We start from the raw sequence: 23,147 nt of genomic DNA, 5'->3' as shown, positions 1-23,147 counted from the left end.
TAGCAGACAATCTCTAAATGTTGCTGAAAGGAACATCTAGTGACTGAAAGCAATATTTAGGATTGTATGTGTAACAGGCGGGAGATAGTCATATGATTTTTGAGACACATGCTCATTATGATGATGAGAAGTTCGACGGAGATAGAGTCGAACTTCTTTCTCATTTATTGAGAGAAAATAATATTGGAAATATAGTAAATATCGGAGCTAGCTTTAGGGGCTGCAAAGACAGCCTAAAGTTGGCTGAAGAATATGAAAATGTCTACGCTGCTCTAGGTATTCATCCTGAGGAAATGGATGATATGACCCAGGAGAATCTTGATTGGATTAAAGCTAACGCTTCTAACCCAAAGGTTGTAGCTATAGGCGAAATAGGTCTAGATTATTACTGGATAAAGGATGAGGAAGGAAGAGCCAAACAAAGGGAATGGTTTCAGCGTCAGCTTGATATTGCTAAAGAGGTTAATCTTCCAGTAGTTATCCACTCCAGAGACGCCGCAGAAGACACTTTAAACACAATTATGAGGTATAATACCCAGGAAAATAAAGGCATTATCCATTGCTACTCATACTCCAAGGAAATAGCCCTAGAATATGTAAAAATGGGATGGTATATTGGAGTTGGAGGTGTTGTCACCTTTAAAAATTCAAAAAAACTAGTGGAGACAGTTCAGGCTATTCCACTTGAAAACATTGTGCTTGAGACTGATTGTCCATACATGGCACCAGTTCCACATCGCGGTGAGCGTAATTCTTCTATTTTCCTGAGTTATGTAGCAGAAAAAATCGCTGAAATAAAGGGTGTTTCCGTTGAAGAGGTTGAACGAGTTACCTACGAGAACGCTCTTAGAATATATACAAAAGCAAAAAGGAATTAATGATGGCATATTTAAGCAATCCAACTTATACAAAAGCTATTTTGGAAGCGCATGGCTTTTCTTTTCAGAAGAAATTTGGCCAGAACTTTCTAATTGACGGCAACATATTGGACAATATTATAGATGCAGCTGGAATCACAAAGGATGATTTTGTCCTTGAGATTGGTCCAGGTATCGGAACTATGACACAGCGCCTCTGCGAGGAAGCCAGAGAAGTTGTAGCGGTGGAGATTGATAAGACGCTTATTCCAATTTTGGATGATACGCTCTCCTCTTACAAAAACTGGACTGTTATCAATCAGGATGTTTTAAAGGTTGATATAAAGGCACTTGCTGAGGAGAAAAACGGTGGAAAGCCAATTAAGGTAGTTGCCAATCTTCCATACTATATAACAACACCTATTATTATGGGATTGTTTGAAAGCCATGTACCACTTGAATCAATTACAATTATGATTCAAAAGGAAGTGGCTGACAGAATGCAGGAAGGACCTGGCTCAAAGGAGTACGGTGCTCTCTCACTTGCGGTACAGTATTATTCAAATCCAAAAATTGTTTGCGATGCACCACCTAGCTGCTTTATGCCACAGCCTAAGGTAACAAGTACAGTCATCAATCTTAAGTGTCACAACAATCCACCAGTGGAATGTGATGAAAAGCTATTGTTCCAGATTATAAGAGCCTCTTTCAATCAGAGAAGAAAAACTCTTCAAAATGGACTTAGCAATGGATTGCACTACTCTAAGGAACAGATTGCAGAAGCGATTTCAAAAGCTGGTTTTATTCCTACTGTCAGAGGAGAAAGCCTATCTTTGGAAGATTTTGCAAAGCTTACTAACATCTTAAAAGAGATGTAACTATACGTAACACGGAGGTTAGGCTTATGAATGTCCTGGCCTACAGCAGAGAAGTCCAGCTTCTCATAGGGGAGATTCAAAAAAATAGAGGTAAGGACCCATCGGCATTAATTTCTGCATGTGATCGTCTTCTTACTTATGGAAACAGCATGAAGGATGATGCCTTGGTGGGTTATGCCCATTTTTCTAAAGGTGAAACATATTATCTTCTAAACGACGCATCAAATTTTTATTCCCAGATGAGTGCATCTATAGCTCCTATGGAAAATGTTAAAGAGTGGAACTATGTTGCAATGGCTAACAATATGCTTGGTATTGTTTCCTTAAACAGAGGAAACGCTCCATTTGCCCTTGATTACTTCATCAAGGCAATTAGCATCTGTCAGGATAATTCACTTGCAGACATTGAGTGGATAATACATCTTAATCTGGGATCTTTATATCTCAATATTGAAGAATTTAATAAAGCTATTTCACATATAGAGATTGCTTATTCTTATATCCAGGAACATCAGCACATTGAGGGATATATAGAAAATCTTACAGCTGTATTATTGGGTCTTGGCAGGGCATATTTAAAGCTTGGTTCTCAGGAGGAATATCTTGAAATAGAAAAAAAGCTGAAAAGTGATTGTATGCCATACCTTCAGGACATAGGAAAGATTGTAATCTACTGCTATTTTGCAAGGGTAAGCAATGCCATAGGTGAGGAAAAAGCAAGAGATTACTGGATAGACATGGTAAACACAAATACAAGCGCAAATATGCCAATTATGGATGTATTTGACGATTTCTATGACTATCTGGGAATGCTTCTTTCAATAAATAAATATGATGATTTTTTTAAAGCGTATATGGTTCTTGATGATTTAACAAAGTATACCCTTATAAAGAATCTGGAACGTAAGCTTCTCACCCTAAAAATCAGGTATTATCGCAAGGTTGGGCAGATAGAGGAATACAAAATAGCCTCTGTATTGTTCTTTGAGTTATCCGAATATATGGAGAGAGAGAACAGATTGATGGTAAGTGACATGATAGTTATGCGTAATTCGTACATGGAGCTTACACAAATCAATAAAAAAGTAGAGGAAGAGAATACATTTTTGCAAAAACGTTCAGAGACAGACCCGTTAACTGGGATGTATAATAGATTGAAGTTAAATGAGTATAGTGAGGAAGTCTTTGAACGAGCAAAAGAGAATAATACAGCTGTAGCCGTAGAGATATTGGATATCGATTTCTTTAAGCAGTTCAACGACAACTATGGCCATCAGGCAGGAGATGATTGTATTAGATTTATCGCTAATACACTTATTGAAATGTCCTCCGAGGATAATATATTTACAGCAAGATACGGCGGAGATGAATTTGTTGTAATATACGAAGGACTTGCCTCAAAAGAAGTAATGGAAAAAGCCAGTGCATTACGTAGAAAGATTTACAATGCAAATGTTGAGCATAAATTTTCATTGACTGACGACAGGGTAACTATTTCTCAGGGAATCTGTTGTGGTTCACCAAAGGGAAAAGACAGCTTTTTCTCATACCTTCAGGGGGCTGATAAAATGCTATACGAAGTTAAGCAGCAGAGCAGAAACAATATAAAAATTTGCGATGCTGAATCAATATAAAAAGGGATAATAAATGAAAACGGTATTAAGAATCTTTTTTGATGACATATTAAGCTTAGTTAAAAATTTCTTTGCACTAGTAATTGTAATTGGAATTTGTTTTCTTCCAGCACTCTATGCATGGTTTAATATCTATTCCAACTGGAATCCTTATGGAAACACAGGCGCACTAAAGCTTGCCGCAGTATCCTTGGATAAAGGCTTTACTGACGAGGATGGGGAGTATCATAACCAAGGCGATACAATTATAGATGATCTTCATGAGAGCACCTCTGTAAATTGGCAGTTTGTAGAAACTTCTGATGAGGCAATTGAAGGTGTGTATAGTGGCGATTATTATGCAGCAGTAGTTATAGATGAGGATTTTAGCTATAACATGTACAACGTCCTATCAGAGGATGTTGAGCGTCCAACGCTTCATTTCTATGAGAATCAAAAGAAAAATCCAGTAGCCACAAAGATTTCTGATACAGTGGTTCAATCCCTTCAGAACAACATTAACGTAGCTTTTACAGAGGTAGTTGTTAGCGAAGTAATTTCTGATGCTGACAAGTTAAAAAATGATCTTAAAGAAGATAAAGATATAAATATTGCCATTAATAGCTTACGAGAGCTAAGTCAGGATCTAGAAGAAGAACAGCAAACTATAAAAAAGATACTTGAAAATGATGCCAAGCTTCAGCAATCTCTAGCAGTAGCAAATGCAGACGCAGAAAACTTAAAAAATCAGGCCAGAAGAAGTGCAAGTGCAGTATATGATTCTGCTAAAACCGCTAATGATGCCAATGTAACTATGAATAGCTATTCTGCTGATGTAAACGATATGCTTAATCTTATGAATAGCACTCTGGCAGATATGGATAGCAAATTAAAAGCAGCTGAAGCTACACAAAATGTATCTGATATAACTACTAATCTTTCAGATTTAGCTAAAGATGTAGGAGCAATTTCGGGTGCGTTAGACCAGATTAATCCAGAAACTATTGCGAAAAATGAGGCAAATCAGGCAATAGAGGATTATAAAGCTGAGCTAGATGTGGTAGAGAATATCCTTAGAGCTATGGGATATGGAGATTATATCGATGCTGGAAAGAAAGCATACGATATTAAGACAAAAACAGAAGAGTATATTCAGTGGAAAACAGAAGAAATCATCAACAATGCGCCAGTAATAGCAACTGATTTGGCCAGAAATCAAGAGGAAGAGTTAAGAGCTCAGGTAGCAGAGATAAGAAATCACACTGATAGTCTTAAGTCAAAATATAATGAACAATTGGTTCCAAAGATTAATGCAAATCTTAAAAATCTTACAAATGATTTATATAGTACAAACCAGATGCTTAATTCTTTAGGCGATACCTTTGGTAATCTTATGATAATGTTTACTGCTATTGATAATACTGTTGATGCAGCAAACACCAGCCTTGTCAAGACAAGTGAGGCTATAGCTTATATCAATAGTAGATTGATAGAAGTAATTAATCAGATAGAAAAGGTTGGAGATGGCGAGAAGGTACAGGTAGTAGTTAATGCCTTATCTGGAGATCCAGAAGCATACGGAAAATTCTTTTCTACCCCAGTTGAGGTAGTTACAGAGGCTGTTTATCCAATAGAAAATTATGGTTCAGCTGTTGCACCATTCTATTCAACCCTTGCATTTTGGGTTGGAGCTTTAATTCTCACAGCGATTATTAAGGTAAAGCCAGATAAGAGCAAATACAAGGATGCGTCCAAGGAACAACTTTTCTTTGGAAGATATGTCCTTTATTGGGTATTAGGACAACTTCAAGCGATAATTATTGTACTTGGAGACTTATTCTTGCTTCACATTCAGTGTGTACATCCATGGTATTTTATGCTTGCGGCATCTGTTATAGCCACAACATTTACCTTGTTAATTTATTCCCTTGTTGTAACATGGGGAGATGTGGGAAAAGCACTTTCTGTAGTAATCGTAGTAATTCAAATTGCAGGAAGTTCAGGAACTTATCCAATAGAGTTATTGCCAGAGTTCTTCAAAAAAATGTATATTTTCTTCCCATTCCCTTATGCAATCAACGCTATAAGAGAATGTTTATGTGGAATGTATAAGTTTGATTATATTAAGAACTTTATATGCTTAGGTCTGTTTATGATGGTTGCTCTAATCATAGGATTATTGATACAGATTCCGTTTGAGCAGATTAATCACTATATGGAAGAACGCATGGAAGATACTGAGATGATGTAGTTTATCAGTATTTATTAGAATTGCCCTGGGAGGTATTATGAATCAAAAGGAAGAAATGTACGACCGCTTCTTTGAGTTGCAGCAAAAAGTACACTTAGATAATCAAAAGAAAATACGAGTAGGCCTTAAGGTTAACATCCTATTACCATTGGTTTTCTTAGTTATTAGCTTTATAAGCAATCGCTCTAAGCTGGTATTTTTGGTTTTATGGATAGTATCTTTATTTGGTATATCATTCTATCTTTTGTATATAGAATATATGGACTTTAAGCTTCAAGAAAGATTAAAAGAATTTGGAATTATGGATGAAGATGAGACTAACGCACTTATCGGAAACGAAGTAGTTCAAGGCTTAGATGATATCAACAATGCCAGAAAAGAAATGGTTCAGGATATCAAGGAAAAGAAGCGAGAAATCAGACAAGAGATAAAGAAAGAAAAAGAAGAAATTAGAAAAGAAAAGAATGAGATAAAAAAAGAAATTAGAAGAGATATACAGTCAGTGGGAGAAAAGCTTAAGAAATGAAAAATGTTTTGAAAATAATAGAATCAGACATAAAGAGATTATCTACTAATGTAGTTGCAATGGTAGTAATAATCGGCTTAACAGTTATCCCTTGTCTGTATGCATGGTTTAATATTTTGTCCAACTGGGATCCATATGGACCAGATGCAACAAAGAACCTGCAGGTAGCTGTAGTTTCATCTGATCAGGGAATCCTTATAGGCAGCGCAGAGGTAAATGTTGGAAATATTATTATTAGCAGGCTACAGGCAAACGATACTATAGGCTGGGTATTTACTGATAGTGCTGAGGAAGCCGTAGGTGGAGTTTATTCAGGCGAATATTATGCAGCTATTGTTATAGATGAGCAATTTAGTGCAGATATGATAAGTTTCTTAGGTGGAAACATGGAAAATCCTAAGATTATCTATTATGAGAATGAAAAAAAGAACGCTATTGCTCCAAAGATTACTGCAAAGGTAAAGACAACCATCGAGAGAGAGGTTGATCACGCATTTGTAGGTACAATTGCAGAGGTTTTGCTTAAAGCAGGTGAATATTTTGCGACTTTAGATGAGCAGGGTAATATCACAGGAAAAGGTATTACAAAGCTAGAGAGATTAGATTCTGATTTGAATGGAATCATCGTAATTTTGGATTCTTATATAGCGCTTATGGACTCTACAAAGGAGGTTACTGAGGCTGGAAAGGCAGCAGCACAATCTGCAAAAGCAATTGCTGAAACAGCTGAGGAAATGGCGAAATCTGCAGAATCCCAGAATCCATCATTAGAACAAAGTGTTCAAAACGCTAAGAATAAGACTGATGAGGTTGTTAATAACGTTAATAATCAGCTTAACAATGTTGATGCAACTATAAATGATTTAAATAATAGACTTAATGGATACAAAGTCGGTGACCCAAAGCTTGGTCCAAATGCCTTGGCTCTCTATAATACAGCAAATACCTATTGGAATACGGCATATGGAATAATTACCAAGTATAGTCAGTTCCTTCCAGAAAAAGTAAATAACACAGCTCAGGTCACAAATGAGAATTTTATAAAGATAGGGACAGACTTACAGGAATTTGTTACAGCGGAAAACAATAGTGCTGCAAATATTGAGGAGATAAGACAAAAAACAGTTGCTGATATTTCTAGCTTCCTAGGACAGACTGCTACCATTAGAAATGATTACAGCACTATGATTTCACCAACTGCTCAAAAGACTATTGATTCAGCGTCGGCTTCTGTTGCAGAGGTTAAGAAGCTTCTCAATTACAATGCATCAAGCATAGATTCAGTTGTAGCGAACCTTCAGGATTATAAAGCTATTCTTTCACAATCAAGCAGTAAGCTGGTAAAATCCAGAGATGAAGCTGTTGAGATGGAAAGGAAGCTTTCAAATCTTATTAATGAGATTAAAGGTATTAGTAATAGCGATGCTTATACAAGAATAATGGAGCTGCTGACTTCAGATCCAGAGCTTCTTTCAGACTTTATAAGAAGTCCTGTGGAAATAAATGATGAGTATGTTTATCCTGTGGAAAACAATGGTTCCATGACAGCACCATTTTATATTGTCCTTTCTATTTGGGTTGGAGCACTGATTATGTCTACAATCCTTAAGACGGCTATCAAAGATACTACAGGAATGTGGAATCTTAAGAACTGGGAATGCTTCTTCGGCAGATTCTTTGTTACCTGTGTGATAGGACAAATACAAACATTGATTACGGTACTTGGAGCCTTCCTTTTTGTAGGAATCCAGTGCGAAAACAGGTTGCTATTCTGGTGTGCATGCGCATGGTCATCCTTTGTATATTCACTGCTCCTTTATTCCTTTGCATATTCTTTTGGCAACATTGGAGAGGCATTATCTGTTATACTAATGGTTATACAGGTAGCAGGAGCAGGAGGAACCTTCCCAATAGAGGTTCTTCCAAAGGTATTCCAACAGCTGTACAAATATATGCCATTTAATTATTCAATGAATGCAGTAAGAGAATGCATTGGTGGATTTTATGGTGACACATACAAGAATTGTATGCTGACATTATTGATTTACGTAGGTGTAGCTGTATTTATAGGCGTGGTACTTTATCACCCATTCAAATTACTAAATGAAAAGATTGAGATTAGTAAAGAAAAATCAGGAATATTGTTGTAACAAAAGGGCGAGACGGACAGTCTCGCCTTTTTAAATAATGGACACATGAGTATTAAAGTTAAAGGAGGACACCATGAGAGACATTAGTTGGGTAAAAAACAGTATCTTTTATCACATTTATCCTATAGGGGCATTTGATTGTCCTAGAGAGAATAAGGGTGAAGAGACTGCTGGACATAGAATTCTACAGCTTATTGACTGGATTCCACATATGACAAATTTGGGAATAAATGCGATTTATCTTGGTCCTATCTGGGAATCTGGAACTCATGGCTACGATACCTTTGATTATTACAAGTTGGACTCAAGACTTGGAACGAATGATGATTTTAAGAAGGTTGTAGAGGCATGCCACAAAGCTGGTATAAAGGTAGTGTTGGATGGAGTGTTCAACCATGTTGGTAGAGGACACAAGGCTTTCCTGGATGTAAAAGAAAAAAGAGAAGCTTCAGAGTACAAAGAGTGGATTTCTGGGTTAAACTTCGGTGGAAATAACTGGTATAACGATGGCTTTTCTTATGATTGCTGGGCTGGAGCTCAGGAGTTGGTAAAGTTAAATTATTGGTGTGAAGCTGTGAATAACCATGTGTTAAATGCAGTTGCAATGTGGATAGATGAGTTTGACATAGATGGATTACGTTTGGATGCAGCAGATTGTATTCAAAGAGACTTTTTCAAGAGATTAAAGTCTTTTACAGAAGAGAAGAAACCTACCTTCTGGCTTATGGGTGAAATCATTCATGGAGATTACAATATCTATGTAAATGATGAAATGCTTGATGCGGTAACAAACTATGAATGCTGGAAGGGTATTTACTCAAGCCATAATGACCATAATTACTTTGAAATTAATTATGCTATGAAGCGCCAGTGGGGACAGGGTGGTCTATATCAGGGAAAATATCTCTATAACTTTATTGATAATCACGATGTTAACAGGATATACACCCTCCTAAAAGAGAAGGAAAATATCTTCCCTGTATACACCTTGCTTTTCACTATGCCAGGTCTTCCATCGATTTATTATGGTAGTGAATTTGGAATAGAAGGTGATAAAAATGCAGGACAGGGTGATTATGCTTTAAGGCCAGCTATTGATATAAATAACATGAAGAATCCTGATTTGATTGAGCATATTAGAACACTGGCTGAGATGAGAAAGAGCTCAGAAGCCTTAAAAACAGGCTTGTATGAAGAAGTTCAGGTAAAAAATGAAACTCTGGTTTTTGCCAGAGTTTTAGGTGATGAATATGTAATTGTAGCTTTGAATAGTACTGCAAATCAGCAGAATCTAAGCTTCGATTATAGAGGTGAACATCACGATGTGGTTCTTCCTCCTCATGGTAGTAAAATTCTTAAATAGTTAGTTGTCAGCAAGATAGGCATACATACAATGATCAAGGCGTTCTCCGCCGATAATTATTTTATCCCGGAGGATGCCTTCATATTTGAAGCCAAGTTTTTCAACCATATGTATAGAAGGGTCGTTATCAGGCAGGATTAGTGCCTCAAATCGATGAATTCCAAGCTCATGGGCAAGGACAGGTATAGTGGCATTTAAAGCCTCTGAACAGTAGCCTTTATTAACGTGGTCTCTGTCCATCTTGTATCCAACCGTACAGCTTTCATAGATAGGTTTGACTATATTACGAAAGCTTACAGTGCCTATAATCTGATTTGGATTATATTTTTCAAAAATCCAATATCTAAGCATAGAAAGCTTTAAGATATTTTGATATTCAAAATCTAGTATTTTCTTTTGATGAGGGATGGTATAAAAATCATTTCCCATAACCGGTTCGTATTTCTCGAAAATATCGCGATTTCTACAATAAAACTCTAGAACTTTATCTGCCTGTTGTTTTGTTAGTACCCTTAATAACAGTCGTTCAGTTTCAATCTCAAATTTCATAATACCTCCAGGTTTAAAAGAAATTTAATCGATTCCTCTAAGATGTGTATTAGGTACGTATGGTTTTAATATTTCTACAAAGCTATTTAGTGTTTCTGTTGTATGAGGTGAAAAGATAGGATTAATTACCTGCTCAGATTCCCTGTAGCTTTGAAGATAATAGGCTTTAGCACCTTCAAGCCATTGACCAATGGCATTTATATCAGGAGAAGTATGACACTCTTTCATAATGGTAGTTCTGAACTCGTAATCAACATGACCTTCCTTAAGGAAAGCTACTGATTCCTCAATAGCAGAAAGATCAAAAGATTTCATGCAGGCTATAGTATTGTATTTTTCTTTTGAGTGCTTTATATCCATGGCTACATAGTCAATGAGTCCGCTTTTAACAAGCTCTTTAATCATTTGTGGATTTGTCCCATTGGAGTCAAGCTTTACAAGTAATCCAAGCTCTTTTATTTTAGCAATAAACTCAGGTAAATCTTTATGTAAGGTAGGTTCTCCACCAGTTATACATACACCATCTAAAACCTTTTTCTTCTGGAGTAAATGAGTGAATATATCTTCTTCGCTGTACGCCATTACATCAGGTGGGGGAACAACCAAATCCCTGTTGTGACAATAGGGACATCTGAAATTACATCCGCCGGTGAAAATGGTGCTGGCAACCTTGCCGGGATAATCTAAAAGAGTAGTTTTCTGTAGGCCTAGTATAAGCATAAATCATTCCCTTTTATTGATAAAAGTGTTAACATAAAATAGCTTTTTAATTTACTATTTTCATAGTAAAAAGTATAGCAAAACAGGAGGGAAAATTCCATGATGTCAAAAGAAGAGCGTCAGGAGAGACGAATACAAAAACAGGCAGAAAAGCTTGAAAAGAAAAACCTAAAGACATATGAGAAATATATGGAACAGGCCCTCAAAGAAGCGAAGAAAGCCTACAACATAAACGAGGTTCCTATCGGATGTGTAATAGTTCAGGATGATAAAATTATCGCCAGGGGCTATAATCGCAGAAACACAGACAAGAGCGTTCTTGCTCATGCCGAGATTGCGGCTATTTCAGAAGCCTGCAAAAAGACAGGTGACTGGAGACTGGAGGATTGCACTTTATACGTTACACTTGAGCCATGCCAGATGTGTGCAGGGGCAATAGTACAGGCTAGAATTCCACGTGTAGTGGTTGGAGCAATGAATCCAAAGGCAGGGTGTGCAGGCTCAGTTTTAAACATTCTTCAGATGCATCAATTCAATCACGTATGCGATTTAGAGACCAATGTATTAGGCGATGAATGCAAAGAAATGATGACTAGATTCTTTGAAGAACTTCGCGAACAAAAAAATCAGTTAATGTAATAAAGGTATTTGGTTGACAAAAGCGCCTTTATTTCATAGAATAAAGGCTCCGAGCATAGCAAAATATAGATATCATTTGGCGGCTACCTTGGTGGTATGCTGATCTTTGGGTCCTGCGTAATGGGCACCTATGAATCGTGTCAGGGCAGGAATGCAGCAGCACTAAGTAGGCCCGCTCATCTGACGCGGGGTTGCCTGGAGGGAGTGCCCTCAGGGTGGCTACCAATTGATATCTATGAGTAGCGGCTCGGTATTTTTATATAATTTTTTAAAATTTCGAGGGAAAAATATGGGAGCTCAGGACAGAACCGAAAAAGTATTAAGAGATATGCACGTGTTGTTTTCAAAGGCACAGCCATATGAAGGAAGCACAAAAAACGTTATCGTGGACAAGAATGCCATGATGGAGTTGCTTAAGGATTTAAACAGCTGCATGTACGATATGATGGAGGAATACGAGCTTACCGTTAAGAGCCGTGATAAAGCTAATCGTGAGATGCAGAAGCAGGGCGATGATATTGTCTTTGAAGCTACCAGAAAAGCTGAAGATATTTATGCCGCTTCAATCATGTATACAGACAATGCTTTTGATAATCTTCAGGAGGCTTTAAAGGAGTCTCAGGAAGCTTTCACAAAAATATACGAGGATACCATCAAAAAAATTAAAGAGGAGACTCAAGCAGTTAAGACAAATCAGCTTGAACTTAAGGGTCATCTTAATGATTTAATAGATACACAGAAATACTTACGTCTTATTGACGAAGAAAACATGAGATTACTCAGGGAAAAAGCGGAGGGCTCAGAGGATGACTTTGATGCTCCAAAATATGCTGCACCTGAGATTCGAATTAACAAGGAATACTTTGCACAGGCAGGGATTGCTATAGATGAAGACCAAGACCTTGGTGCAAGTAATATATCTGGGGAGGAGAATGAGATTTCCTCTGAAGACTTGGATGCCGAATACTTTAAGTGGCAGGAGGAAGAGTCAAAAGACGAGGATAAGAAACCTGGAAAAAAAGGCCTTGGAGGTCTTTTTGGAAAAAAGCACTAGAAACAAAAAGGAGAATAAGGAATGAAGCTTTACAACAACGGAGTTTACCTAGTTAATGGCACACAGATCGTAGAAGACGGTCATGAGGCAGCTGCCGCTATTAAAGCAGCAACAGGCCTCGATGTAACTAAAGACCAAGCACATCAGGCTACAATGGCATATGGAATCTTAGCTGATCATAATACCTCTGGTAATATGGACAATCTTCAGATTAAGTTCGATAAGCTAATTAGCCATGATATTACCTACGTAGGAATTATTCAGACAGCAAGAGCTTCAGGCCTTGAGAAATTTCCTATCCCATACTGCCTTACAAACTGTCACAATTCACTTTGCGCAGTAGGCGGTACTATAAATGAAGATGACCACATGTTTGGTCTCACATGCGCTAAGAAGTACGGCGGAATCTATGTTCCACCACATCAGGCAGTTATTCACCAGTTTGCCCGAGAGATGATGGCTGGTGGCGGAAAGATGCTTCTTGGCTCTGATTCACACACAAGATACGGAGCTCTTGGAACAATGGCTATGGGTGAAGGTGGCCCAGAGCTTGTTAAGCAGCTTCTTAATCAGACTTATGATATCGCAATGCCAGGAGTTATCGCTGTTTACATGACAGGAACTCCAAGAAAGGGCGTGGGTCCTCAGGACGTTGCTCTTGCTATTATCGGAGAGGTATTCGATAAGGGCTATGTAAAGAACAAGGTTATGGAGTTTGTAGGACCTGGTGTTGCAAATCTTTCTATGGATTTCAGAATTGGCGTGGATGTTATGACTACAGAGACAACCTGCCTTAGCTCTATTTGGACTACAGATAAAAAGACAGAGGAATTCTATGAGATTCATGGTCGTAAGGAAGAGTACAAGGAGCTTAATCCAGGACAGGTTGCTTACTATGATGGCATGATTGAGATTAATCTTGATGAGATTAAGCCTATGATTGCTATGCCTTTCCATCCAAGCAACACATACACAATCGAGGAATTAAACGCTAACCTTATGGATATTCTTGATGACTGTGAGAAGAGAGCAAAGGTTTCTCTTGATGGTCAGGTAGAGTTTTCTCTCAAGGATAAGGTTAGAAATGGCAAATTATATGTAGACCAGGGTATCATCGCTGGCTGTGCTGGTGGTGGCTTTGAAAACATCTGCGATGCAGCAGATATTCTTCGTGGAACAAGCATTGGTCCAGATGAGTTTACTCTTTCTGTATATCCTGCTTCTACTCCAATTTATATGGAGCTTGTTAAGAATGGTGCAGTTGCAGACCTTATGAGCACAGGAGCAATTGTTAAGACTGCATTCTGTGGTCCTTGCTTTGGTGCTGGAGATACACCTTCTAACAACGGCTTCTCAATTCGCCACTCTACTAGAAACTTCCCTAACCGTGAAGGTTCTAAGCTTCAGAATGGTCAGATTGCATCAGTTGCTCTTATGGATGCTCGTTCAATTGCAGCTACAGCAGCAAACAAGGGTTATCTTACAGCAGCTACTGATATTGATGTTGATTTCAGCAAGCCAAAATATCACTTTGACGGAAGAATTTATGCAAACCGCGTATTTGACTCACACGGTGTTGCAGAGCCTGAGACAGAGATTCACTTCGGTCCAAACATTAAGGATTGGCCAAAAATGAGTGCTCTCCCAGAGAATTTATTCCTTCAAGTTGTATCAGAAATCCACGACCCTGTTACAACCACAGATGAGCTCATCCCTTCAGGAGAGACATCTTCTTACCGCTCTAATCCACTTGGATTGGCAGAATTTACATTGTCAAGAAAGGATCCTGAGTACGTAGGAAGAGCAAAAAATATCCAGAAAGCACAGAAGGCTTTAGAGGCTGGTGAGTGTGCTGGAGATGCAGTACCAGAATTAAAGAAGATTGTTCACAAGGTAAAGGAGACATATCCAGATATCAACCATGACAACTTCGGAGTTGGTTCAACAATCTTTGCTGTAAAGCCAGGTGATGGCTCAGCAAGAGAGCAGGCAGCATCATGCCAGAAGGTGCTTGGCGGATGGGCAAATATTGCCAACGAATATGCTACTAAGAGATATCGTTCAAACCTTATTAACTGGGGTATGCTTCCATTTGTTATTCCAGAGGGAGAGCTTCCATTCAAGAATCTTGATTTCCTCTTTATCCCTGGAATAAAGGATGCGGTTGTTAATAAGGCAGAGTCAATCAAGGCTTATGTTGTTAAGGAAGATGGTCTTAAGGAATTCGAAATGACATTAGGCCAGCTCACAGATGATGAGAGAGAAATCATCCTTAAGGGATGTTTAATAAACTACAACAGACAGTAGTTATCTAGGAGGGGAATATGCCAGAGGATCGCTATGAATTAGAGGAAAAACTTAGAAGGAAAAAGATGAGGGGGTATGTGTATGCAGCCTTCATAATCATAATCTTCTATTTTCTCCTGAAAAACAGCCGTAGTGTTTCTCTGGCCATAGACCACCTTCTCGCGGTAATTCAGCCGATTTTCATGGGATTTGCCATGGCTTTTCTCATGAATCCAATAATGACATTTTTAGAGATATGGCTTGATAAGCCCTTTAAGAAGATTTGGAAAAATCAACAGACTGCTGAAAGGGCAAGCAGATTGGTATCTTCAATCATCTCCCTTGTAATACTTATGGGAGTAGTTATTTACATAATCGCTACTGTAATGCCTAATCTTATTAACACCATAGTTTACCTGGCTAATCATATCGATTATCAGGCGGCAGCGGTGCTTGATTACTGTAATTATGTAACAAAGGGTCGATTCGAAGACGCGCTTATGCAGGCCAAGCAATATAAGATTGGTGATCTTATGGAAGAAGGTCTGAACTTATTGGAAGAGTACATAGATTATGACGAGTCTAAAATGATGACAACTATCACATCTAGTGTACTCTCAATCGGTAAAATCTTTATTAACCTGATTATTGGTGCTTTTGTTTCGATTTACGTTCTTCTTTCAAAGGAAGTTTTCAAGGGACAGGCAAAAAAATTGATTTGCGGTATTTTCAGACCAGATTATGCGAATATCATTTTAGAAATTAGTAGAAAATCTGGTGACATTTTCTATGGTTTTATCATTGGTAAAATGATTGATTCCATCATAATTGGAATCACTTGCTATATTGGCTGCCTGTTTATGAAAATGCCATATCCAATATTGGTATCTGTAATAATCGGAGTTACAAATATCGTACCTGTATTTGGTCCTTATATCGGGGCAATACCTACTGTACTGATAATTTTTCTTACAGAGCCAAAGAAGGGAATATATTTCCTGATATTCATACTTATTCTGCAGCAGATAGATGGTAATCTTATCGGCCCAAAGATACTTGGAGATTCCACTGGGATATCTTCTTTCTGGGTGGTGTTTGCTGTAGTCCTTGGTGGAGGCTATTTTGGATTTTGGGGAATGGTTATAGCTGTTCCTATCGTCGCAATAATTTATTATATAACAGGTAAGCTGGCTCGCTTTCTTGTTATAAAACGAGGTTTTCCAGAGGAGACAGAGGAATACATTTCTTTAGATCATATAGATACAGAAAATAATGTGCTGGTACCTTATTCACAGTTTCATGACCAGGAAAAAAAGGCACGCAGACGCAGACTTAAGATTAGAAAAAAATCAACAAAATAATAATCTAAAAACTGGGATTTTAAGTCCCAGTTTTTTTGATTTTAGAAGAAACGTATGATAAAATTCTTATAACTATAAGTATGTAGTTTTGGAGAATAACGTAGTGGAAAAAATGGAATACAGAAACATAATTGAAGAGATGAAGAATCTCGTTTCAAAAAATAAATTCGCAGATGCAATGGCAGTCGCTGATACAATAAATTGGCGAAAAGTCCATAATATTAACGACCTTATTGCCGGTAGCGAATCATATGAGGCTGCTGGAAAAATTGATGAGGCCAGGGACTTACTTTTGCTTGCCCATGAGCGTTCTCCTATCGGAAGGATGATTCTGTACAAGCTTTGTATGATTTCCATCAAATTAAAGGAATTAGACGAAGCTCAGGAATATTACAATGAATTCGTGCAGATTGCTCCTCATGATAGTCTTAAATATATCCTGAAATATAATATTAATACAGCAAAAGGTGCTGATACAGCCACTCTTATCACTATACTTGAGCAGCTCAAGGAAAGTGATTTTATCGAGGAGTGGGCGTATGAGCTTGCTTATTTATACCATAAAACAAATCAGGCAGATAAATGTATCAGCCTTTGTGATGAGATTATTCTTTGGTTTGGTGACGGCCCAGTAGTAGAGCGTGCGCTTGAGCTTAAAATGCTTTATCAGCCACTTGATAAGGCTCAGGAGGATAAATATCGCAGCCTTCAGCAGAAGAAGGATGGTATTGTGGAAATCACATCTAAGCCAGTTGCAGAGTCTAGTGAGATTCTTCCAGCTATAGCAGATATCAAGCTCCCAGAAGGACCAGAAAGATTTGACACCATCAATCTTCAGGCTGAGATTAAGAAAAACATAGACGAAATTATGAAGGCTACTGACACAGGTGAGGTTACAGAAAACATCGATGCGATTAAGACTCTTGTTGAAGAGATTCCTTACCTTCATGTGACTGAAGAGGCAGCGCCTGTTGAGGAAGAAACAGTGACTTTCTCAGTAAACGACACTTTCCAGCAGTACCTTGAGGAAGGATACGACGGACAGATTTCTCTTAGACTGGATGATGAAAGCACAGAAACAGAGGAACAGATAGAAGGACAGATGACTATTGATGATGTCCTTGCTGAGTGGGAAAAGACAAAGCGTGCAGCAGAGGCTGCCATGGAAGATGCCAAGGAAAAGGAGCTTGAAAGCGCCAGAGCAAAGGCTCTTAGAGAGGCAAATAATGTCCTTAATCGCCTTGAGGGAGCTATGTCTAAGCTTAATTCAGGCATGACTTCGTCTGATTTGCTTAAGGAAGAATACCTTGCAAATACAAACGTAACAGCAGTTGAAGAACCTGTAGAAGAAGAGGTGGTTGAATCAGAAACTGCTGAAGAGACATCTGGGGAAACAGTAAGTTTTTCAGTTCCAAAGCTTGATATAGACGGATTGGTACAGGGTACAGTAGATATTCCTGTCATTAAGGCAGAAGGCGCTGCATTGGCAGCTACTACTGCGGCTTCAACAGTTGGCGGAATTGTTCAGGCTGCTGATACGGTTCTCGGGGAAACAACAAATTGGGAGCCACCTACATTAGACGAGGGAGAAGAGGAAGAAGTGGATTTAAAAGAAGCATCAGAGATGATTGCTGATGTAAATAAAATGTTGCAGCAGGAAATCGACAGATTGACAAATGGGGAGGATGTTGCTGTTCAGGAAGAGCCTGAGTTCCAGGCGCCAGAAGAAGAGGCTACAGAAATTCAGGACGCTCAGATTAATATTGATGATATTGAGCTTCCAGTTATTCAGATACCAGAGGATTTATTAGCTGAGTTGCCAAGCGCATCTATCAGCGAGTCGGAAGTTTATCCTGAATCAGAAGTCTATATGGATTCTGAGGTAGAAGAGGATCTTCCAATCATTTCTGAAAACGTTCTTGAACCACAGGAAATAGCAGAATTAGTTGATGAAAAAGTGCTTTCAAATGTCATAAAGGAAGAAGTACCAGATTACAATCTTGACTCAGAGGATTTAGAGACTTTCTCTTACTTCCTTCCTATCAGCGGTATGAAAGAAAGTATTGTACAGGTACTTACAGGGGCAGTTGGCCGAATTAAGCAGCCAGAGTTAAGCGGCGGCAATATCATAATTGTTGGAGAGCCTGGCTCAGGTAAGACGCAGATGGCTACCAGCATTATTAAAGTATTAGAGAAGAAAACAGGTTATCCAAAGGGCGGTATTGGAAAGATTTCCGGCGAAAAGCTTAATGAAAAAGACATTCAGAAGCTTTATTCAAAGATTCAGGGAGGATGCCTGATAATAGAGACAGCTGGAGATATTTCAAAAGAGACAGCTGTAACCTTATCACTTCTTATGGAGCAGGATAATACTGGTACAATCCTTATTATCGAGGATAACAAGAGAGGCATCGAGAAGGCTCTTGCAAAGGATAGTTCCTTTGCAAAGCGTTTTACTGAGAAGATTGTTATTCCTGCCTTCACAATTGACGAGTTAGTCTCTTTTGCAAGAACTTACGCAAACGAGGCAGGATGCTCAATTGATGACATGGGCGTTTTGGCTTTATATAACCGCATTAATCTCATTGGTAGATATAATCATGCCACAACTATCAAAGAGGTTGCAGAGATTATGGATGGTGCTATAGAAAAATCTACCAGAGGTGGATTCTTTAACAAGCCAAAATATGACCGTGACGGCAATATTATTTTGAAAGAGAAGGATTTTGATTAAGCAATAAAAATACATAATTAGGGGAGCAAAGGCATGAGTAATTTTACAGACTTAGACGGCTATTTATTTGGACAGGGGACTCATTACGACATCTATAAAAAGCTCGGAGCCCACAAAGCAAAGAAGGGTAAAGAAAATGGCTTTTATTTTGATGTATGGGCACCTCATGCCAGCAGAGTTGCAGTTATTGGAGAGTTTAATAACTGGGATGAGACCAAAAATTTTATGCAGAGAGTAGAACCTGAGAGTCAGGGCGTCTTTGAAACATTTGTCCCAGAAGCAAAAGAAGGACAGCTATACAAATATCTTATCTACACTGAAAATGGAGAAAAATTGTATAAGGCTGATCCATATGCTACCTACGCAGAGCTTAGACCAGGCACAGCATCTATTCTCTACGACAATACTAAGTTTAAGTGGACAGATTCCGCATGGATGAAGCAGCGTAAGAGTGGAAATTTTTGGGAAAAACCCTTGGCTATTTATGAGGTTCATCCAGGCTCTTGGAAGCGACATCCAAGAGAGGAGAACGATGGCTTTTATAGCTACAAAGAATTTGCTCATAGCCTTACAGAATATGTATTAGACATGGGATACACTCATGTTGAGTTGATGGGTATTTCAGAATATCCATTTGATGGTTCGTGGGGATATCAGGTTACAGGCTATTATGCGCCTACATCACGCTACGGTACACCTGATGATTTCATGTACCTTATAAATTACCTTCATAAGAACGGCATAGGAGTTATCCTTGACTGGGTACCAGCTCATTTCCCTAAGGATGCTCATGGTCTAGCTGATTTTGACGGTAGACCATTATACGAATACGCCGATCCTAAAAAAGGCGAGCACCCAGATTGGGGTACAAAGATTTTCAATTATGGAAAATCAGAAGTAAAGAATTTCCTTATCGGAAGCGCTCTGCAGTGGGTTGAGCACTACCACATTGATGGATTAAGAGTAGATGCGGTTGCATCTATGCTTTATTTGGATTATGGAAAGAAACCAGGTCAGTGGATTCCAAACGAGCATGGTGGAAACGAGAATCTGGAAGCTATAGAATTCTTTAAGCATATTAACACCCTCATTAGGGGCCGTAATCCTGGTGTGGTTATGATTGCAGAAGAATCTACAGCATGGCCAAAGATTACAGGTGATGTAGAAGATGGAGGTCTAAACTTCTCTTACAAATGGAACATGGGATGGATGCATGATTTCATCGATTATATGAAGCTGGATCCATATTTCAGAAAAGATAATCACAACAAGATGACTTTCGCTATGAGTTATAATGAAGCAGAGCGATATATTCTTGTATTAAGCCATGATGAAGTGGTTCATCTTAAGGGTTCAATGTTGGCGAAAATGCCAGGACTTGAGATTGATAAGTATAAAAATCTTATGGCAGGATATGCCTTTATGATGGGACACCCTGGTAAGAAACTTCTCTTTATGGGACAGGATTTCGCTCAGGGCACAGAGTGGAGCGAAGCGAGAGAGTTAGATTGGTATGTTCTAGATAATCCTAATCATCGCCATGTATCCAGAATGTTTAAGAAGCTGCTCCACATTTATAGAGAGTATCCAGCTATGTACGAGCAGGATGTGTCATGGGCAGGATTTGAATGGATAAATGCCAATGATGGCTATAGAAGTATTTTTAGCTTTGTCCGCAAATCTAAGAATGGAAAGAATGATTTATTATTTGTAATCAATATGACACCAATGAAATATGAGGATTATTGCGTTGGCGTTCCTATAAATAGAAAATTAAAGCTTCTTTTGGACAGTGAAAACAAAGAATATGGCGGCAATGGTGGAAGGATTCCAGAGGTAATTCTTCCTAGACGAGAGGAATGTGATGGAAGAGAGTATTCAGCCGCTTTTCCGCTTGCGCCATACCAAGTAGCAATATTTACATACTAAATTAAGAAATATGGGCTGTGACTGCAGCCCATTTCTTTAGTTTTAGGGAATTGAGATGGGAATAAATGGAAGATTTTAAAATTATTAAAATACCAGAACCAACTGAAGACGAGGAACAGCAGGAAGTACCTGTTTTCAAGAGACAGGAGCCTGAGGATGATTACAAACCTCCTAAGAAAAGGTATATGTTTCTGATTGTTCTGCTAATACTCAGTATCGTAGCGATAATTGTGATTAAAATTATTAGTACCTACGATGATTTTGAGGAGGTTAAAACCTGGGAGAGAGTAGATACTGGTGAAAGTATTTACAGTAGCTTTCAGGGTAACCTTTTAAAATACAGTGGTGATGGTATATTCTACACAGCCTATAATGGTTCGCTTATTTGGAACTATACATATGACATGATAAATCCTTCTATTGATACCTGTGGTTCATATGTTATTGCTTTTGACAAGAAAGGAAATGAGGTAGATATATTCTCAACAAAGGGATTTATTAATCAAATTTCCACCAATATACCTGTGATAGACGCAAGAGTAGCAGGACAGGGAACAGTAGCCCTGCTGCTTCAGGAAAATAACACAAGCTACATTCAGATGTACGATAAATCAGGAACCCTTTTGGTGTCTGGCGAGATTCATCCAGAAAATAGAGGATTTCCTGTATCAATGGCACTTTCTTCCGATGCGACAAAACTATTGCTATCCATTATCAATGTAAATGGAGGTGATATCACCTCAGAGCTTGTATTTTATGACTTCACAGACAAAGGAAGAGAGGAAGAAGATAATATTGTTGCCACCTATACCTATATAGGGGCGATTATACCTAAAATCGAGTTTGTGAATAAAGATAAAGCCATTGCTTTTGCAGATAAGAAAATAATTGTATTCAACAATAATCTCAGGGCCACTGTAGCCAAAGAAATTACAGTACCTGAGGAGATGAAGAGTATCTTCTATAATGACACCCATTTTGGCTTTGTCTGCGAGGAAGTAATGGAAGATGGTACTGTTGTAAATCAGTTGAACGTATATAATCTCTATGGCCTTAAAACTACTACCAAGGAGATCAATGAAAGTTATACAGAAGTATCATTGATGGATAACAATGAAATTCTCATTAGCGATGGTAACAATATAGCTATATATAACTTACAGGGCTTTGAGAAATTCAAATATTCTTTTGATGAAAAGGTATATAGCGTAATACCTGGAGCTACTTCCAGAAGATATTATTTAATAGAAGAAAGTAAAACAGCTGAGATAGGATTGAAGTAATATGGCATATGTTGATCGAATAGTTAATAATCCCGTTTTTTTGGTATTTATATTATTAATGCTTTTTTGCATTATACGAGGAGCAAAAAGGGGAATGTTAAAAATAGTATATGGGCTAGTCTCATGGATTTTCTTAATTTGCTTCGTGAATTTTGCATGTGGGGTGGTATCTGACTATTTGAACGTTAATACTCCTATACCAACAATGGTACAGGAAAGTATTGTCACTCATCTTAAAGACAAATACATATCATCAGAGCAGGAAGAAGAGGGCACTGGAGAAGATGCTGTAATGAAGCTGGTGCCTGCATCAGTGCAAGAAAAATTGGATGAAACCATCCAGACGTCAATAGATACCACAATACAATTTATATCAGCTGAGTTAAGCGAAACAGCTATACATGGAATAGCTATGGTTATTAGTGTAATAGCAGGTAGTCTTGCGTTGTTTTTATTAAGCAGGGCTATAGAACTTTTGGGTTTCGTTCCGGGAATACGAGGAGTGAATCGTTCTCTAGGTGTGTTAGCGGGTTTTGGAGAAGGCATTTTAATAACCTGGGTTTGTATGTATTTGGCTAATTGTTTCCCCACCACACAACTGGGCAGCTTTATAATAGAAAAAACAGAGGCAGAGCCTATACTTACAGTGTTATATAATGCCAATATAATTGAGAGAATTATCGGAATATAAAGACAATAATTTTTTTTGAAAAAAGTGTTGACGAAAAGGTTTGCTGATGATATTATACTATTCGTTCCGCAAAAAGCGGTAACGACTTAGAAAACACTGAGTTTTCTAAAAAATGATTTTGTAAAATAAATCAAAAAAGTTGTTGACAAAAAGCTGATATCGTGATAGTATAAACGAGTTGCTGCTGAGAGCAACAACAAAGCGAAGATTGATAACTGAACAGTGAAACAAACCTTGAATTAATACAAGTTTTTAAAACATGT

General features: G+C 38.1%; 17 protein-coding genes and 1 other RNA gene. 16 read left to right on the top strand and 2 right to left on the bottom strand.

Annotated elements, in window-relative coordinates:
• Positions 1 to 92 precede the first annotated feature (92 nt).
• The 7 genes from BLP54_RS04350 (at position 93) to BLP54_RS04320 (ending at position 9,638) form a co-directional block, all read left to right on the top strand.
• Complete coding sequence (locus BLP54_RS04350; RefSeq protein WP_090167168.1) at positions 93 to 878, top strand: TatD family hydrolase; 786 nt, start codon at positions 93 to 95, stop codon at positions 876 to 878.
• Between the two features lie 2 nt (positions 879 to 880).
• The gene (gene rsmA / locus BLP54_RS04345) at positions 881 to 1,735 is read left to right on the top strand and encodes a 16S rRNA (adenine(1518)-N(6)/adenine(1519)-N(6))-dimethyltransferase RsmA (protein ID WP_090167480.1); all 855 of its coding nucleotides are present in this window, start codon (positions 881 to 883) and stop codon (positions 1,733 to 1,735) included.
• Positions 1,736 to 1,761: 26 nt separating this feature from the next.
• A complete protein-coding gene (locus BLP54_RS04340) occupies positions 1,762 to 3,369 on the top strand; it encodes a tetratricopeptide repeat-containing diguanylate cyclase (protein ID WP_090167166.1) in 1,608 nt (535 codons plus the stop codon).
• A gap of 13 nt (positions 3,370 to 3,382) precedes the next feature.
• Positions 3,383 to 5,599 (top strand): YhgE/Pip domain-containing protein, encoded by a 2,217-nt coding sequence (locus tag BLP54_RS04335; protein ID WP_090167165.1) that lies wholly within the window; start codon positions 3,383 to 3,385, stop codon positions 5,597 to 5,599.
• 37 nt (positions 5,600 to 5,636) lie between these two features.
• Positions 5,637 to 6,125, top strand: a complete 489-nt coding sequence (locus BLP54_RS04330) for a hypothetical protein (RefSeq protein ID WP_090167163.1) — start codon at positions 5,637 to 5,639, stop codon at positions 6,123 to 6,125.
• A complete protein-coding gene (locus BLP54_RS04325; protein ID WP_090167161.1) occupies positions 6,122 to 8,275 on the top strand; it encodes a YhgE/Pip domain-containing protein in 2,154 nt (717 codons plus the stop codon). The genes BLP54_RS04330 and BLP54_RS04325 overlap by 4 nt, the downstream gene beginning before the upstream one ends.
• A 73-nt stretch (positions 8,276 to 8,348) precedes the next feature.
• Positions 8,349 to 9,638 (top strand): alpha-amylase family glycosyl hydrolase, encoded by a 1,290-nt coding sequence (locus BLP54_RS04320; protein ID WP_242870625.1) that lies wholly within the window; start codon positions 8,349 to 8,351, stop codon positions 9,636 to 9,638.
• Here the strand turns inward: BLP54_RS04320 and BLP54_RS04315 are convergent, their stop codons facing one another.
• Together BLP54_RS04315 and BLP54_RS04310 are read right to left on the bottom strand one after the other, a co-directional pair.
• Positions 9,639 to 10,187: a GNAT family N-acetyltransferase gene (locus BLP54_RS04315; RefSeq protein WP_090167159.1), complete on the bottom strand. Its 549-nt coding sequence runs from the start codon at positions 10,185 to 10,187 to the stop codon at positions 9,639 to 9,641. It lies immediately after the preceding gene.
• A gap of 24 nt (positions 10,188 to 10,211) precedes the next feature.
• Complete coding sequence (locus BLP54_RS04310; RefSeq protein WP_090167156.1) at positions 10,212 to 10,907, bottom strand: anaerobic ribonucleoside-triphosphate reductase activating protein; 696 nt, start codon at positions 10,905 to 10,907, stop codon at positions 10,212 to 10,214.
• A 99-nt stretch (positions 10,908 to 11,006) separates the two neighbouring features.
• Here BLP54_RS04310 and tadA point away from each other — a divergent pair, with 99 nt between their 5' ends.
• The 9 genes from tadA (at position 11,007) to BLP54_RS04265 (ending at position 22,884) form a co-directional block, all read left to right on the top strand.
• The gene (gene tadA / locus BLP54_RS04305; RefSeq protein WP_090167154.1) at positions 11,007 to 11,546 is read left to right on the top strand and encodes a tRNA adenosine(34) deaminase TadA; all 540 of its coding nucleotides are present in this window, start codon (positions 11,007 to 11,009) and stop codon (positions 11,544 to 11,546) included.
• Positions 11,547 to 11,595: 49 nt separating this feature from the next.
• Positions 11,596 to 11,797, top strand: an RNA gene (gene ffs, locus BLP54_RS04300) — signal recognition particle sRNA large type.
• Between the two features lie 38 nt (positions 11,798 to 11,835).
• A complete protein-coding gene (locus BLP54_RS04295; RefSeq protein WP_090167152.1) occupies positions 11,836 to 12,600 on the top strand; it encodes a hypothetical protein in 765 nt (254 codons plus the stop codon).
• 21 nt (positions 12,601 to 12,621) lie between these two features.
• Complete coding sequence (locus BLP54_RS04290; protein ID WP_090167150.1) at positions 12,622 to 14,907, top strand: hydratase; 2,286 nt, start codon at positions 12,622 to 12,624, stop codon at positions 14,905 to 14,907.
• Positions 14,908 to 14,924: 17 nt separating this feature from the next.
• Positions 14,925 to 16,247, top strand: coding sequence for an AI-2E family transporter (locus BLP54_RS04285; RefSeq protein WP_090167148.1), 1,323 nt, complete (start codon positions 14,925 to 14,927; stop codon positions 16,245 to 16,247).
• Positions 16,248 to 16,350: 103 nt separating this feature from the next.
• Positions 16,351 to 18,981 carry a hypothetical protein gene (locus BLP54_RS04280; RefSeq protein ID WP_090167146.1) on the top strand — a complete coding sequence of 877 codons (2,631 nt, stop codon included), beginning with the start codon at positions 16,351 to 16,353 and terminating at the stop codon, positions 18,979 to 18,981.
• Between the two features lie 33 nt (positions 18,982 to 19,014).
• The gene (gene glgB, locus BLP54_RS04275) at positions 19,015 to 20,910 is read left to right on the top strand and encodes a 1,4-alpha-glucan branching protein GlgB (RefSeq protein ID WP_090167142.1); all 1,896 of its coding nucleotides are present in this window, start codon (positions 19,015 to 19,017) and stop codon (positions 20,908 to 20,910) included.
• A gap of 65 nt (positions 20,911 to 20,975) precedes the next feature.
• Complete coding sequence (locus BLP54_RS04270) at positions 20,976 to 22,193, top strand: DUF5711 family protein (RefSeq protein ID WP_090167140.1); 1,218 nt, start codon at positions 20,976 to 20,978, stop codon at positions 22,191 to 22,193.
• 1 nt (position 22,194) lies between these two features.
• Positions 22,195 to 22,884 carry a CvpA family protein gene (locus tag BLP54_RS04265; protein WP_090167138.1) on the top strand — a complete coding sequence of 230 codons (690 nt, stop codon included), beginning with the start codon at positions 22,195 to 22,197 and terminating at the stop codon, positions 22,882 to 22,884.
• Positions 22,885 to 23,147: the final 263 nt, after the last annotated feature.

Origin of the sequence: Pseudobutyrivibrio sp. 49, from assembly GCF_900100545.1 — a bacterium.
In the GTDB taxonomy this organism is placed as follows: Bacteria; Bacillota; Clostridia; order Lachnospirales; family Lachnospiraceae; genus Pseudobutyrivibrio.
This window is presented reverse-complemented; position numbering and strand designations above follow the sequence as displayed.